This window comes from Vibrio sp. V43_P6S15P86 (assembly GCF_009904725.1).
Classification (GTDB): domain Bacteria; phylum Pseudomonadota; class Gammaproteobacteria; order Enterobacterales; family Vibrionaceae; genus Vibrio; species Vibrio diabolicus.
On the sequence record NZ_WXWT01000128.1, the window covers coordinates 1 to 15327 of the forward strand.

A 15327-nucleotide genomic window follows, 5' to 3' on the forward strand; every position below is an offset into this window, starting at 1 on the left:
CTTCCTGTCTAGTCTAGATCTTTATGTACAATCTTCAAAAGTAGAAGGTTTTGGTCTTGCGGCTGTAGAGGCCATGGCTGAAGGGTTACCAGTTCTAGGCTCGGATGTCCCCGGACTAAATGAAGTAATCGGAGATAAAACTTATTTATTTAAACAAGGTCAAGTCGATGATTTAATTAAAAAAATACTTCACATAGTGGGTAATAAAAATTCCTATGAAGCTGCTTCCTGTTTTTTTGTCGAACGTTGTAGCCAGTTTACTTTGAATAATTTTAGGAATAGCTATTACAAAATTTATGATGAACTCTGTACCGATAAATAACCACACTCCGATAATAGCTGCGTGCTTACTAACATTGTTCTTTATTCCTATGAAGTTTCGTGCTGGAGGAATAGCACTAGCCCCATCTGACATCGCAAGTCTTTTGTCCATTGGTTTTACAGCGTTAGTGGTATTGGAAGGAAAAGCTGAAAAACTCATGCATCCCTGTATGGGGTTCCTCGTATTGTTCACTGGATATGTGTTCTTAAATGGCCTGCTAAATCGCGTCCCCTTAATGCCGCTAGTTATAGAAACCGTGCAATGGCTGGCGATTCTCTGCTTGCTTAGCCTAATGTACGCCTATGGCGTGTTTGATGATGAATGGGTAATGGTTTATTTCACTTATCTGCTGTTTTTCATCTGTACGCTCGTTGCCTTATGGCACTTTGCTCAAGGCTATCAAAGCGGGTTTAAGTTACTCGGAGTGAGTAAATACGGATTCGGTGTACTTTGCTCACTACTGTACCTTTATCGGGATAAAGTTCGCGCTTTCCACCTTTTAATGCTCGTTGCTTTGGTATTACTGGTGTTGTCGCAAGAAAGAAAAGCACTACTTGGTTTTTGTCTGCTTTTCTTCTTTGACCAGCTGCTCGTAAAAAACCTGATGAGAAAATCGCTTAATGAAACGTATACGTGGACCATTTTATTGGCCTTAAGCTTTATGGTGTTCACTGCCGTCGCAACTACACTCTATGTTGGGTTTGAAACGTTAGCAGACACATTGGAAATAACCCAAGAAGACGTCTTATTTGCCAACCAAAGTGAAGCCCGCTGGGTATCGAATCTTCATAGAAAACTCTTACTTGCCAATGGGTTAGACATTTTACTTCAGCACCCTGCTTTAGGTGTCGGCGCGAAGATGCTGCCCAACTTTATGATCAGTTACTTCAACTATGATGAGCTGGCGATCTACACCCACAACTTTGTGTTAGATACCGCAATTGAATACGGGTTGCTCGGTATCGCCCTATTATTTGGTGGTTATTTTCTTTTTATTCGCTTTTGCTTCCGTAGTCTCAATGACAACAGGAAAAGCCTCTTACTCGCAATATACGCCCTCATAATGGTGTTCTTCGTTGCGGTAAATACCACCATCATTTTAATACTCTTATTACCCGTCATGATAAGCATAAGCCGCGAGTCAACGGTCAACACCATTGCTCATACTTTTCCGGTAAACCATCACCACGAATTTGAATAATCAAGGATAGGATAGATGAAGTATTCAATCTCTCGACAATTTGAAAAGAACCGAGAACTCCAAGCTGACAATTTTGTTTTAGTTTACCAAATGGGCAAAGTTGGCTCATCGTCAATTGAGCACACGCTGGGAGAAAGAAATATCCCAAGCTATCACATCCACACCTTTGATGATCACGAAGAATTTCACATGTATCACAATAAAAAAGACGTGAGTAAATTTTTCGATTTCAAAAACCGTGCGCTCTACCGCTTAGTACTCAAGCAACGAAAACGTATCTTACAAAAACGCGAACAGATCAAAATCGTCACACTGGTCCGCGATCCAATCGCAACAGTCTTTTCTCGTTTCTTTCAAGACCTCCATTTGCAATTTATCGCAGGCAAAAAGAATGATGCAATTCACCGAGATATGGCAGTCACGTATCAGCACCTCGAACATTGTTTCGATAACTATATCAATCTCAACTATTTTGCGAACTGGTTCGACAACGAGTTAAAACGTAACTTCAATATCGATGTGATGCGTCAAGAACTGGACAACACTCAACCTTTCTTCACATTCAAGAACGAGCAAGCCAACGTCATGCTAATCAAATGCGAAAAGCTCAGCTCTCTCGATAAAGAAATTGGTGAGTTTCTCGGGCTGCAAGACTTCGTGCTAAAAAACAGCAATGAAGCGAAAAACAAGTGGTACTCCAATATCCACCAGCACTTTAAGCATCACTACGACTTTTCAAAGCTGTTCTATATGTACGATCTTCCCTTATATCGCCACGTTTATTCAGAACAAGAACGTGATGCTTTCAAGCATAAATGGATGCAGACAGCAGGAACAAAATCATCATGAAAAAAGTGCTCCATATTACAGAAGCCTTCGGAGGTGGCGTTCAAACAGCCCTCTATAGTTATGCTCACTCCTCTCGAGATGAGCCCTATCAACATTTTTTGCTAGCCAGAGCTCGAGAAAACGACTTAACCAATGAAAACAACCATCATATTTTCACACAGACCAAATGGGTGGAAGGTGGCTTACTTCAATTTGTTCGCGATGCAAACCACATGATTGCATCACTTGCGCCTGACGTTGTGCATTTGCACTCGAGTAAAGCGGGATTTCTCGGGCGATTTCTAAAACTTGGCAAGGCGCGCTTGATTTACACTCCGCACTGTTATGCTTTCGAACGTGAAGATATCTCCGAATTCGCACGCCAGCTCTATAGAGCGCTAGAGAAAGTAAAACTAAGCAAAATTGATGTGGTTGCAGGCTGTAGCCAACGAGAATGTGACTTGGCGATTAGTATTGGCGCGAAACGTGCTGAACTGCTCAACAACTACGTGTCTTATCAAAGTGAAGAGCGTTTATTGCGAAACAGACAAGAAGCGCTGCGACTTGTTGTGCTTGGTCGTGTCGCCCCCCAAAAGGATCCGCAATTTCTCATCGACACATTGCAACACCTTAATCGATATGCGCTTAACCGCCCATTAGATATCACTTGGATAGGTGGCGGTGACAACACACTCGAACAAAAATTGCGTACAGAAAATGTGGATGTGACTGGCATGTTGCCTCGTGATGAAGTGGTTAAAAAGCTGAAGGGTTCAGACCTTTACTTACATACTGCAGCATGGGAAGGGATGCCGTTAACTATTCTAGAAGCAGCCAAATTACATCTTCCTATGGTGATTCGAACTATCGGCGCGACCAAAGATCTCAACTACCCATTTTTAGCGCTAACACCTGAAGAAATGGCCAAGCAGATCGCGCACTGTGTCAATCATTATGATGAAATTGATTTTTGCCAATATACAACAGCGTTAAACGACGCCTTCAGTGAAGAAAAACAGCGCCTCGCACTTAATAATATTTACGGTTAAATACCTCTATGTTTCACACTATTCAACAAAAATTACTGTTGATGCCCAGCGGTAAAAAAAGCTTGCTATCTACTGGATTGAAAACCGCAATCACGCGTGTGTTGAGTGCGCTATTTGCTTTTTTACTGACACTGATTGTATCGAAGGCCAGTGACGCTTCGACTTCCGGTCAATTTTTCTTTTTATTCAACCTAGTCTCACTACTCGCGATCGTTTCTCAGCTAGGTTTTGATGTCTCATTAGTTCGCTACAATGCGATCGCCTTTAACAACAAAGAGACACTTCAACAAAGCCACAACTATAAAACGGCACTTTATCGAAGTATGGCGTTTTGCTTGCTAGCCATTGCCGTTTTGTTAGCAGGATTTAATCTGTTTCCTGAACAGCTAAACCAGACCCAATCGCCAATGCATGCGATTACTTTAGGCTTGTTCTGCATACCGTTTTTGGTGCTTGCACAGACCAACAGTCGTGTGCTTCAAGCGTGTAGAAAGGTCGTGTCATCACTGTTCGCTTTACAGCTTGGCGTGAGTATGTTGATGGTCTTTTTTGTCTTTGGCTTGGACTATATCGGTCAGCAAAATATCAACAATCTGATGACCGCACTGCTTCTGGCGAGTATGAGCGTCGCGGTAATATCCAGTGTTAATTGGCTAGGTTCAGGTCAGTATCAGACATCGGCTTTCGTACCAAACAAAAAAATGGTCGCTTCTGCCAAGCAAGTCTGGATTGGCAGTATCTTCACGAACGTCCTTCAATGGGGAAGCCTTGTCATTGCGGGCTTTTTTATCTCAACAGCGGAACTCGGTCTATTAGCTGCAGCTCAACGTACATCACTACTGATTGGCTTTGTGCTGATTACCATTAACTTTGTGGTCGCCCCTATGTTTGCCTCTCTCTACAAAGAACGCCAAATGATCAAACTGCAAAGCCTGAGCCGTTTAGCTTGCCGAGCCAACGTTGGTTTGGCCATTGTGCCCGTGATTATTTGCACTCTATTCCCAGAGTTTGTGATGCGTTTTTTTGGTGAAGAGTTTCTTGCTGCTGCGCCACTGTTAGTCGTCCTGTCTTTAGGGCAGTTAGTCAATGTTGCGACTGGCTCTGTAGGTTTTTTATTACTCATGAGCGGTCACGAAAGAACCATGAAATACATTACAATTTCCTCCGGCACAATCTCTATCTGCTTGCTCATTGCGCTTTGCCAAACGTTCGGTGTTATTGGTGCAGCATGGGCGATGGCAATTGGCATGGCAATTCAGAATCTAGCAGCGTTGTACTTTGTAAAACGTTACTTAGGCTTCTTTCCAATAGGTTAATTATGGTTTCAATACTGACACGGATAAGTTTTGTTTTCGTTCTGACGCTTACGGCTTCACTCTCTTTGTGGAAAAGCTCTGACTTACACCATGCCACTTACCTGCAAATGGAAACCTACTTAGGTGGATCGAGTACGCTTCACTTTACTTTCAGTTTATTGATCGGCTTTTTATCGGTCTTCACCTTTCCCTCTTTAGTAAGTTCAAGTAAAGCCGACGTCTTTGGCATCCGCCTTTTGCTACTGCTGTTGGCTATCGTTTCAATGGAAGAAATAAGCCAACTTTTTATTCCAAGTCGCTCATTTAGTTTTGATGATCTCAGTACCAACTGGATAGGCATTATCTCGGGTTACTTTAGTGCCAAGTTGATCCGCGTCCTGCGCACTCGCTCGTTCTCTTGAAATAAGCACCTCAAGGTTATTTGGGTATATAATTACGCCAAACAATCAGACTAACGAGTACATCATGTCATCCCACCCAACCAAGATTACCTTTTTTGAATTCTTAACCCCGTTGATCACATCAGGCAAAAAAACGATTACGATTCGAGATGAATCAGAAAGCCACTACGTTCCAAATACAGAAGTCGAAGTTTTTACCTTAGAAACGGATCGTAAAGTCTGCGATATCAAGATACGTTCTGTAGAGCCACTTAACTTTGAAGATATCAATGAGTTTCATGCTGAACAAGAAGCCATCGAACTGCCAAAACTCAAGCAGTTAATTCGAGAGATCTACCCAAATACCGACACGCTATTTGTTGTTGAGTATGAGCTGATTAAATAACCCACAACAAATACTAGACGACTGGTCTAATTCATTCTATAGTACACTCCATGAACGCAAAGACGAATGACACACGCCAACATATTCTCGACGTCGGATACGAGTTAATCGTAAACCGAGGGTTTACGAGTGTTGGCCTTTCAGAGCTTTTAAAAAAGGCCGCGGTGCCGAAAGGCTCGTTTTATCATTACTTCAAATCCAAAGAACAATTTGGTGAAGCGATGATTCAAGACTACTTTACTAAGTATTTTGAGCGTTTAAACGCACGCTTTACCAATACCGATCTGAATGGCTACCAACGCCTAATGAGCTACTTTGAAGAAATGGTCAAAGTAGAAGACGACGTATGTAATGCGAACAAATGTTTGTTGGTCAAGTTAAGTGCGGAAGTCTCCGATCTCTCAGAGCCCATGCGCCTAGCGTTACGCCAAGGTGCAGACAAAACCATTCAATCAATGGCGTATTGCATTGACGTAGGCATTCAAGATGGCTCTATCCCAAATGGTGACAGTGCTTTATTGGCAAGGCAGATATACTACCTTTGGAACGGCGCAAGCTTGCTGAACAAACTGTATCAAGATCAGGCAGCATTAACGCAAAGTCTGACCTATACTCAACATCTACTGCAAAACACGCGAACTTGCCCATAGTAGGTAGCGTAAAAGTAAGATGAACACCCTACATGTGTTTCACAGTTGGTAATAACTCCTGTGATAGCACAATACACCTTCCCGCTCTATGAGCGGGATATTTTGAAATTAAAACTAGACGACCGGTCTAATCAATAAGTGAGATAAATATGACTAACGCAACAAATCGCAGAATCGTACTCGCGTCACGTCCCAACGGTGCACCAACAAAAGAAAACTTTCGTCTAGAAGAAGTGGCGAAACCGACTCCTCAAGATGGTGAGATGCTACTGAGAACCGTTTACTTATCTCTCGACCCATACATGCGCGGTCGCATGAGCGATGCCGAGTCATACGCCGATCCTGTTGCGATTGATGACGTAATGATCGCTGGCACAGTTTGTCAGGTAGAAGCATCGAACCACCCAGATTATGAAGCGGGTGAATGGGTTCTTGCATACACTGTTGGCTGGCAAGACTACGCGCTCTCAACTGGTGAGATGGTGATTAAACTAGGCAAAGAACCACAAAACCCATCATACGCTCTAGGTGTTGCTGGCATGCCAGGTTTTACCGCGTATATGGGCTTGCTCGATATCGGTCAGCCAAAACCAGGTGAAACCATTGTGGTAGCAGCCGCGACGGGCCCTGTGGGAGCGACTGTTGGTCAAATTGGCAAAATCAAAGGTTGCCGAGTTGTTGGTATTGCAGGTGGAGAAGAAAAGTGCCATTACGCCAAAGAAGTCCTTGGCTTCGATGAATGTATCGATCACAAAGCTGACGACTTTGCAGAACAGTTGAAAAACGCCTGTGACCAAGGTATCGATGTTTACTTCGAAAACGTAGGTGGCAAAGTATTCGAAGCTGTAATGCCACTTCTGAATACCAGCGCACGTATCCCACTTTGTGGTTTGATTTCTCAATACAACGCAACAGAACTGCCTGAAGGTACCGACCATCTTCCATTGTTAATGGGTAAGCTGCTGACTAAACGAATCAAGGTGCAAGGCTTCATCATTTTTGATGACTACGGACATCGTTACGGTGAATTTGCGCAAGATATTAATCAATGGTTGGCAGAAGGAAAGATCCAATACCGTGAACATCTAGTACAAGGACTGGAGAATGCACCAGAAGCATTTATCGGTCTGTTGGAAGGTAAGAACTTCGGCAAACTTGTAGTACAGATTAACGACCCATTATAAGGAAGGGCTAAATAAATGATTAAACTTCACCATCTCAATCAGTCTCGCTCAAAGCGCATCATTTGGTTACTTGAAGAGCTAAATGTGGATTACGAAATCGTGCCTTATGTTCGTGACAAAATGACCTTCATGGCACCGCCTGAGCTAAAGAGCGTTCATCCGCTCGGTAAATCGCCCCTGCTTGAAGATGATGGCGAGTTCATCATTGAATCTGGCGCGATGACCGAATATTTGATTGAGAAGTACAGTGATGGTGCGTTGGCTCCTGAGCGTGGAACGAAGGCGCACACTGAGTACCTACAATGGATGCATTTTGCTGAAAGTTCAGCAATCTTACCAATGTTGTTAAAAATCTTTATTAGCAAAGAGCCAAACGAAACTCAATTTCTATCAGGCTATGCTGACAAAGAAGCGATGAACGTTCTGGGTTACTTCGAGCAATCGCTAGAAGGCAAAACTTACCTAGTAGAAGAACGTTTAACTGGCGCAGACATCATGATGTCATTTATTGTCGAGCTCGTGCATAAGTTCGGTTTGGCTGGTCACTTCCCGAATATTGAACGTTATGGAAAACAACTTGCAACGCATCCAGCGTTTGAAAAAGCTGAGCAAATTGAAGTGAAGTACTCCTAATCACTCCGCCCCTTTGATGATCAATAAAGCGATATCAAAGGGGCGATTTCCGACATTGACCTTGTCAACAAAGCGCAATTCATGCAAATGCCAACGTGCTCTTTTTACCCTTTTCGCCAATACGTTAATAAACCAATCACAAAAATCAGCTAAGAATTTGATTCTAAGTTACTTTTCATCATCGTTCCCACCTATTGAATTGATAAGCAGTATCAGTTTTTGCTTCCAGCTTTTCCGTAATAATCTTCTCTTCAGTTGCTAAGGTATTGATCCCTGGAGGGGAAGAGAAATGACAAATAAGAAATTAACCACCGCCGCAGGCTGTCCTGTCGCCCATAATCAAAATGTGATGACTGCAGGTCCTCGTGGTCCCCAACTACTGCAAGACGTTTGGTTCCTTGAAAAACTGGCACACTTTGATCGTGAAGTGATTCCTGAGCGTCGTATGCACGCAAAAGGTTCTGGTGCGTACGGCACATTCACCGTGACTCACGACATTACAAAATACACTCGTGCAAAAATTTTCTCTGAGGTTGGTAAAAAGACCGAGCTATTTGCTCGCTTTACGACCGTTGCGGGTGAGCGCGGCGCAGCGGATGCAGAACGAGACATCCGTGATTTTGCGCTAAAGTTTTACACCGAAGAAGGCAACTGGGATTTAGTCGGCAACAACACGCCCGTATTTTTCTTACGTGACCCGTTGAAGTTCCCTGACCTCAACCACGCGGTGAAACGCGATCCACGCACCAACATGCGCAGCTCGACAAACAACTGGGATTTTTGGACATCGCTGCCAGAAGCGTTCCATCAAGTAACCATCGTCATGAGTGATCGCGGTATTCCTGCGTCCTACCGTCACATGCACGGCTTCGGTAGCCATACATTCAGCTTTATCAACGCTGAAAATGAACGCTACTGGGTGAAATTCCACTTTAAAACTCAGCAAGGCATCAAAAACCTGACTGACCAAGAAGCAGAAGCGATCGTAGGTAAAGACCGCGAAAGCCATCACCGTGACCTTTACGAAGCGATTGAGCGTCAAGACTTCCCTAAATGGAAGATGTACGTACAGATCATGCCTGAGCTAGAAGCGGATGAAGTGAACTTTAACCCGTTCGATCTAACAAAAGTATGGTCACAAAAAGATTATCCATTGATCCCAGTAGGCGAGTTTGAACTGAACCGTAACCCAGAAAATTTCTATGCGGAAGTTGAGCAATCCGCGTTTAACCCGGCAGCTATCGTTCCTGGAATTGGCTTTTCGCCAGACAAAATGCTGCAAGGCCGTCTGTTTGCATACGGAGACGCGCAGCGTTACCGCCTAGGTGTAAACCATCACCAAATTCCAGTTAACGCGCCTCGTTGTCCGGTACACAGCTACCACCGCGATGGCGCAATGCGCGTTGATGGCAACTTTGGTTCAACACTAGGTTACGAGCCAAACTACAAACAAGAATGGACAGAGCAACCAGATTACTCTGAGCCACCTCTACGCATCAACGGCAATGCTGATCATTACGATCACCGTGTAGACGAAGACTACTTCAGCCAAGCGGGTGACCTATTCCGTCTTATGAGCGAAGAACAGCGTCAAACTCTATTCGACAACACCGCTCGTGCAATGGATGGTGTGCCAGACTTCATCAAAGAACGTCACGTTAACCACGCCTACCAAGCGGACGAAGCTTACGGCAAAGGCCTTGAGATTGCGCTAGGCTTAAACAAGTAAACGGACACTGCACCAGCAAATGCTGTGATAAGAAGACATAAAAAAGGAGGTGCCCCGAAGCACCTCCTCATTCAAGTTCGTTAGTCACACACGAATGTTCAAGGGGAACGATCATGATCAACTTAAATTTCTTCAAGCTCTTTGATACCAAAGAACTGTTTATCTACTACTGATTCTTAGCGACGGCTTTAATCAGAACAGATGTATCCATGCGACCTAAACCATCGCGTTGAAGGTCAGCGTATTGCTCATCCACTTTCTTAGTCAGTGGGAGCTCTAGACCCACTCGCTCAGCTTCTTGCAGACAGAAGCCTAAGTCTTTGCGCATCCAATCAATCGCGAAGCCAAAATCAAACTTATCTTGCGCCATCGTCTTGGCGCGGTTTTCCATTTGCCATGACCCTGCAGCACCGTGCTTGAGTGTTTCAACTACTTGTTCAATACCCAAACCGGATTTCTGCGCGAGTAACAACGCTTCGCTCAAGCCTTGAAGCACACCACCAATACAGATTTGGTTTACCATTTTACAACGTTGACCTTGGCCATTTTCACCCAGAAGCGTCATTTGCTTTGCATATACGTCCATCGCTGGAGACACACGATCAAAAATGTTCTGCTCGCCACCACACATGATGGTTAGTACGCCATTTTCTGCGCCTGCTTGACCACCAGATACCGGAGCATCAATGAAGTGATTGCCATATTTGGTACAAGCATCGGCCAATTCAACGGCTAAATCAGCGGAAGTCGTGGTGTGATCAACCAGTACCGCGCCTGCTTTTAGACCGACTAGAATGCCTTCTTCACCGTATACAACGCTGCGCACGTCATCGTCATTACCGACACAAGTAAATACGATATCGCAACCTTCTGCCGCTTCTCGCGGTGTCTCACACGCAATGCCGTTGTATTCTGCAGCCCATTTATCAGCTTTGGCTTTGGTGCGGTTGTATACTTTGGTTTCATATCCCGCTTTGCTCAAATAGCCCGCCATTGGGTAACCCATAACACCCAAACCAATAAATGCTACTCGTTGTTTTTCCATTGCACGCTTCCCTTAGTTCACCTGACTGAAATGTTTTGTAACATGCTACTAAAGAATTGAAAACATTACTCGTAATTTATCCTTCACTCGCGGCACAAATAAAAGCGAACCGCGATGTTGGAGTAAATACCAAAAGCATTCATCAGGGTCATCGAGGAGACATTTCTCAGAAGTTAAATGTTAAGACACTCTACGAGCTTGCAACAAAGCCGTGGCGTTCAACATGGCATCCTTGGTACTGACATCCAAGACTTGGATTTTTCGAAAACGTTCCGGTTCTTTAATCGCCACATCGTGAGCAAAAATCACAAACTTGGCTTTCTCGATGTCTTTCTCGGTAATTCGATTGATGACGCCATTCGCGCCTTGGGTTTCGACTTTAATCTTAATGCCGAGTGCACACGCTGCTTTTTCCAATGACTTAGCCGCTAAGAACGTATGCGCCACACCTGATGGACAAGATGTGACCGCCAAAACATCCGCCTCACCTTCGCCTTGAACGGAACCATATACTTGAGAATGACCAGTGTAGCTTTCATCTTCGGTGACGGTTTTCTTTAGTGCAATCACGATCAACGCGGTGGTAGCTGAGCCCGCAATCGTGCCGATGATGTAACCAATTTTTCCATCCACAACAGGGAGAACAATCCAACCGCCCCACGGTGCATGGTTCATTACGTGGAACATAAAGCCGATCACGTTACCGACGATGCCACCCGCAACAATAGCGGGTAACACTCGTGCAGGGTCACCAGCGGCAAAAGGAATCGCACCTTCGCTAATACCGATCATCCCCATAATACCTGCGGCTTTCCCCGCTTCGCGTTCATCTCGCTTGAATTTACTCGGCGCCAAAAACGTGGCTAGTGCCATACCCAATGGCGGCGTACAAATCGCAATACCGACCCCGCCCATCAACCATGGTTGCGTGTTCACTTGGGTTTGAGCAAACAACGTCGCCACTTTGTTAATTGGGCCGCCCATATCAAACGCGGTCATTGCCCCAAGCACAGTTCCGAGCATTACTTTGCCTGAGCCCGCCATGCCTGTCAGCACTTCGTTCATGGTGGTCATTGCGCTGGCAATCGGAGCACCTATCACCCACATCACCGCGCCACAAGTAACAAACGTCCCCACTAGCGGATAAATAAAAATCGAGCCAAGCGAACTCATGCTGTCTGGTAGCTGAATTTTCTTTAATAGCCAAACGACAAAGCCAGCAAAAAAGCCGACCACAATTGCACCTAAAAAACCCGTATTGTAATGACTGACCGCAATCCAAGACCCTATCATACCCGGCGCAAGGCCCGGCTTGTCGGTAATGGAATAAGCAATGTAACCACCAAGCACGGCAGTAAACAATGTCAGGCCAGCAATCCCCATTTGGGCAATATCGGCCAAAATGCCCTCTTGTGGTACACCACCGTGACCAGAGATCATCACCGACAACGACAACAACACACCTCCCGCAACGATAAACGGGATCATGTGGGATGTGCCAAACAGCAAGTGCTCTTTAATGCGGCCAAGTTTTTGCGCCCAAGGGCTCAGGGGTTCTGATGCAAATTCTAAAGAAGTTGGGAGAAATTCATTGGATTGGGTTTGAATATCAGTCAGCATCTCAAGCGCTTCTTCTCGCGATTGAGCCTGTTTGAGCTTTTCAACAAAGCCGTCTTCGATAATTTTGGTGGAAATTTGTGCCAATACTTCAATGTGATGATGATCATCACCATCTGGAGACGCCAGCATGAAAAACACATCGGACAGCTCGCCATCTTCGGCGCCATAATCAATCCCATTACGGCTGATCCCGACCGCGACAGCCGGTTTTGCTACAGCATCACTTTTGGCATGAGGGATAGCAATACCATCATCAAATCCTGTGTTACCGATCTCTTCTCGTTTCCAGATATCTGCCAAGAACTGGCTTTGACTATTGAGCTTGCCGGCGGCCTCTAGCATCTCGACCAGCTCTTTGAGCGCTTCATCTTTGGTTTGAGCTTTTAGATCTAAACATATCGTTTCCAGCTCAATTAGGTTTGTGATGTCCATTGTTTTACCTTCCAATATTCACGCTCGAATATATACCCAAGTGAGTTTGAGATACAGGATCCCCTGGCTCGTATGCGTTCCTACTCATTTTATTTGGGCATAGATTAACCAGTGCCTACCTTTTGATATATAGGACTAAAAGTGCATTAACTGGATTAATGTAACATGAGATTCAAACTGTGATAGAGCTCTTGCGTTAATCCAGCTCAAATCAATTCAATCTGCGGTGGCTGTGCTAATATCCACAAAAAATAAAATGGATAGAACATGAAAATCGTAGCGGTGACAGCATGCCCTACAGGCATCGCTCATACTTATATGGCGGCAGATGCACTAATGAAAGCTGCGCCAAAACATAACGTGCAAATTAAAGTAGAAACGCAAGGTGCGATGGGGATAGAGAATCAGCTCACTCCTCACGATATTGCTCAAGCGGATCGGGTTTTGATCGTGTCGGATATTGAGATAGAACAACCTGGCCGATTCGAAGGGACGCGCAAAATTCAAATCCCCATTGAAGAGGTTTTGCTGAACGTCGACAAAGTATTCCTCGTCCACTGCCGCGACTAAATTTGCAGATGAACGAATACCAAATCACCTTTTTCGTCGATAATGCAAATGCCAGTGCGCACCTTGCTCAGCCACTCAATCGAGTGGCAAAGAAGTTCAAAAGTACCTTACATATCATTAATGTAACGCAAAATCGTGTTGCGGAACTCACCAAGTCCGTGGCGATTTTGCAAGCAGGTCTACAACAAGGTGATTTGTGTCAAATCACAGCGATTGGCATTGACGCAGAGCTGGCCTGCTTCGTCATCAAAGACATGATTGCTGAACACTTTACGGTGGTGGGATCTCATATCAACTATGAGTTTTCTAGCCAACTGGCCGAGCGTTTACCGCAAATTTGCCCACCTTGTGAAATCAAATGGCACTACGCCAAAGCGCATACCGAGCTCACCAAGTTTGAATGCCTTAAAGGATTAGCTCAGCTGATCCACCCCATTCATCCTGACGAACTGATCCTTGCTTTTATTAAACGTGAAGAACGTTCATCAACTTGCGTGACTCCGGGGATCGCTCTACCGCATGTGATGTTTTCAGGTGTTGACCATATTTCCATTGCCGTTATTGCAAATGACAAGTCGATGGATTGGGCTTCAAAGATGGGTGATGTTCATCTGGCTATAGCACTGGTGATGCCAGAAAAGCCGACCAGAGAACAGATCATTGCGGCCACTAACCTCACACGAAATCTGCTTACCGATCAAATGGCGGAACGCCTACTACTAACAAAAAGCAGCGTCGACTTACAAGCGCTGCTGATGTACGCCATGTCGAGGCTGCTCGCCTAAACTTCTCTATGATTTACGCACTCTGACTGAAGGTTTAAATCGAACCACGATATTCCGTCGGCGTTCTGCCTGTACGGTTCTTAAATACTCGGCAGAAATAGTTCACGTCTTTAAATCCACAGCGCACTGACACGTCATTGAGTTTGAAGTTGTATTTCTTGAGCATAAACTTCGCACGATCCACTCGTACCCAAGTAATGTAGTCTGCCAAGGTCATGTGCCCCTGCTGACGGAACAAGCGCGACAAATGGTTCGAGGAAATACTGAATCTCGACGCAATGCTGTCACGTGTGATTGGGCGATGGAAGTTCTCTTGAATGTAGATACAAATCCCTTGATAGAGATCTTGCACACGGCTATGTGACTGCTGCTCGACTGGTGCATCCAACATCGTCTTCGCGTATTGCAGTAATGCTTGCAGTAAAAGCTCATCCATTGGTTTTTTAGTATTCTCACGAGCTAGTGAGCTCAACGCTTCTAAGATGTTATCTATCGCAAATCCTGAGCGTGTTTGGATGCTATGCTTTTGAATATCGTAAAAGTTTGCCTCACCTTTGCGTTTGCTCACCAAACTTAACCCAAGTTGTCGACGCCCAAACAAAATACTTAACACTGAGCAATCGGTATCCCAGTCTGGTTTATTCCAACAGTTAGGTGGAATAAATATCGCGTCGCCTTTTTTAGCAACGATGTGCGTTACTTTTCGATCATGACTTTCCATTTCATTAATATATTCCCCATCCAGAACTAACTCTAGGCGAGGGAAATTAACTTGATAGCTAAATTCAGGCGGCGTATGAAAATCTCCTGCAAACCAAATATTATGAAATGGCTCTCTTTCATTTAATACCGCTGAAATTAAATCATGAAAAATCATTGTCTCACACTCTATATATGCATCAATGATGCTATTTACTATAGATATACACCGGACTGGGCTTTTGTGCTATTGAGCAAAATCACACTTCCATTTTAATGTTACAAAAATCCAGTTAACGCATCAATTTTCCAGTAACAAAAACTCTATCAATAACACTCAATCCCTTTTTAAATGGGAGCAAAGCCACATTTTATTATCGTTTAGTTTCTTATCCATCATGTCACAGATATGCAGCTAGATTTGTCCAGTGAACGATCTAAATCACACTATAGTTAGTCGGTTACAATCCTCCAGTAA

16 protein-coding genes are annotated in these 15327 nt (G+C 44.4%); 13 read left to right on the forward strand and 3 right to left on the reverse strand.

What is annotated here, in order from left to right; translation table 11 throughout:
• The 11 genes from CAG69_RS05645 to CAG69_RS05695 all read left to right on the forward strand — a co-directional run.
• Positions 1-322, forward strand: a 322-nt coding sequence (locus CAG69_RS05645; protein ID WP_161443097.1) for a glycosyltransferase, incomplete at its 5' end; no start/stop codon positions are given.
• Positions 300-1523 (forward strand): O-antigen ligase family protein, encoded by a 1224-nt coding sequence (locus CAG69_RS05650; RefSeq protein ID WP_161443118.1) that lies wholly within the window; start codon positions 300-302, stop codon positions 1521-1523. The genes CAG69_RS05645 and CAG69_RS05650, both read left to right, overlap by 23 nt.
• 15 nt (positions 1524-1538) lie before the next feature.
• Positions 1539-2372, forward strand: a complete 834-nt coding sequence (locus tag CAG69_RS05655) for a putative capsular polysaccharide synthesis family protein (RefSeq protein WP_161443099.1) — start codon at positions 1539-1541, stop codon at positions 2370-2372.
• Positions 2369-3400: a glycosyltransferase family 4 protein gene (locus CAG69_RS05660; RefSeq protein WP_161443101.1), complete on the forward strand. Its 1032-nt coding sequence runs from the start codon at positions 2369-2371 to the stop codon at positions 3398-3400. Before CAG69_RS05655 ends, CAG69_RS05660 begins: the two co-directional genes overlap by 4 nt.
• Positions 3401-3408: 8 nt before the next feature.
• Entirely contained in the window at positions 3409-4716 is a 1308-nt protein-coding gene (locus CAG69_RS05665; protein WP_161443103.1) for an oligosaccharide flippase family protein, read from the forward strand.
• A gap of 2 nt (positions 4717-4718) precedes the next feature.
• Positions 4719-5117, forward strand: a complete 399-nt coding sequence (locus tag CAG69_RS05670) for a VanZ family protein (protein WP_005392476.1) — start codon at positions 4719-4721, stop codon at positions 5115-5117.
• Positions 5118-5181: 64 nt separating this feature from the next.
• Positions 5182-5502 carry a N(4)-acetylcytidine aminohydrolase gene (gene yqfB, locus CAG69_RS05675; protein ID WP_161443105.1) on the forward strand — a complete coding sequence of 107 codons (321 nt, stop codon included), beginning with the start codon at positions 5182-5184 and terminating at the stop codon, positions 5500-5502.
• Positions 5503-5552: 50 nt separating this feature from the next.
• Positions 5553-6152, forward strand: a complete 600-nt coding sequence (locus tag CAG69_RS05680) for a TetR/AcrR family transcriptional regulator (protein ID WP_005392474.1) — start codon at positions 5553-5555, stop codon at positions 6150-6152.
• A gap of 149 nt (positions 6153-6301) precedes the next feature.
• The gene (locus CAG69_RS05685; RefSeq protein WP_161443108.1) at positions 6302-7336 is read left to right on the forward strand and encodes an NADP-dependent oxidoreductase; all 1035 of its coding nucleotides are present in this window, start codon (positions 6302-6304) and stop codon (positions 7334-7336) included.
• A 15-nt stretch (positions 7337-7351) separates the two neighbouring features.
• Positions 7352-7969 carry a glutathione S-transferase family protein gene (locus CAG69_RS05690; RefSeq protein WP_161443110.1) on the forward strand — a complete coding sequence of 206 codons (618 nt, stop codon included), beginning with the start codon at positions 7352-7354 and terminating at the stop codon, positions 7967-7969.
• 289 nt (positions 7970-8258) lie between these two features.
• Complete coding sequence (locus CAG69_RS05695) at positions 8259-9698, forward strand: catalase (RefSeq protein WP_161443112.1); 1440 nt, start codon at positions 8259-8261, stop codon at positions 9696-9698.
• 166 nt (positions 9699-9864) lie between these two features.
• On the opposite strand, the gene CAG69_RS05700 is transcribed toward CAG69_RS05695, so the two are convergent.
• Complete coding sequence (locus tag CAG69_RS05700; protein ID WP_161443114.1) at positions 9865-10743, reverse strand: NAD(P)-dependent oxidoreductase; 879 nt, start codon at positions 10741-10743, stop codon at positions 9865-9867.
• A 180-nt stretch (positions 10744-10923) separates the two neighbouring features.
• Positions 10924-12795 (reverse strand): fructose-specific PTS transporter subunit EIIC, encoded by a 1872-nt coding sequence (locus tag CAG69_RS05705; RefSeq protein WP_161443116.1) that lies wholly within the window; start codon positions 12793-12795, stop codon positions 10924-10926.
• 267 nt (positions 12796-13062) lie between these two features.
• On the opposite strand from CAG69_RS05705, the gene CAG69_RS05710 reads away from it, so the two are divergent.
• Together CAG69_RS05710 and CAG69_RS05715 are read left to right on the forward strand one after the other, a co-directional pair.
• Positions 13063-13365 (forward strand): PTS fructose transporter subunit IIB, encoded by a 303-nt coding sequence (locus CAG69_RS05710; RefSeq protein WP_005463048.1) that lies wholly within the window; start codon positions 13063-13065, stop codon positions 13363-13365.
• An 8-nt stretch (positions 13366-13373) separates the two neighbouring features.
• Positions 13374-14150 carry a PTS sugar transporter subunit IIA gene (locus CAG69_RS05715; RefSeq protein WP_005499695.1) on the forward strand — a complete coding sequence of 259 codons (777 nt, stop codon included), beginning with the start codon at positions 13374-13376 and terminating at the stop codon, positions 14148-14150.
• A gap of 34 nt (positions 14151-14184) precedes the next feature.
• On the opposite strand, the gene CAG69_RS05720 is transcribed toward CAG69_RS05715, so the two are convergent.
• Positions 14185-15027 carry a helix-turn-helix transcriptional regulator gene (locus CAG69_RS05720; protein ID WP_006742228.1) on the reverse strand — a complete coding sequence of 281 codons (843 nt, stop codon included), beginning with the start codon at positions 15025-15027 and terminating at the stop codon, positions 14185-14187.
• Positions 15028-15327 lie beyond the last annotated feature (300 nt).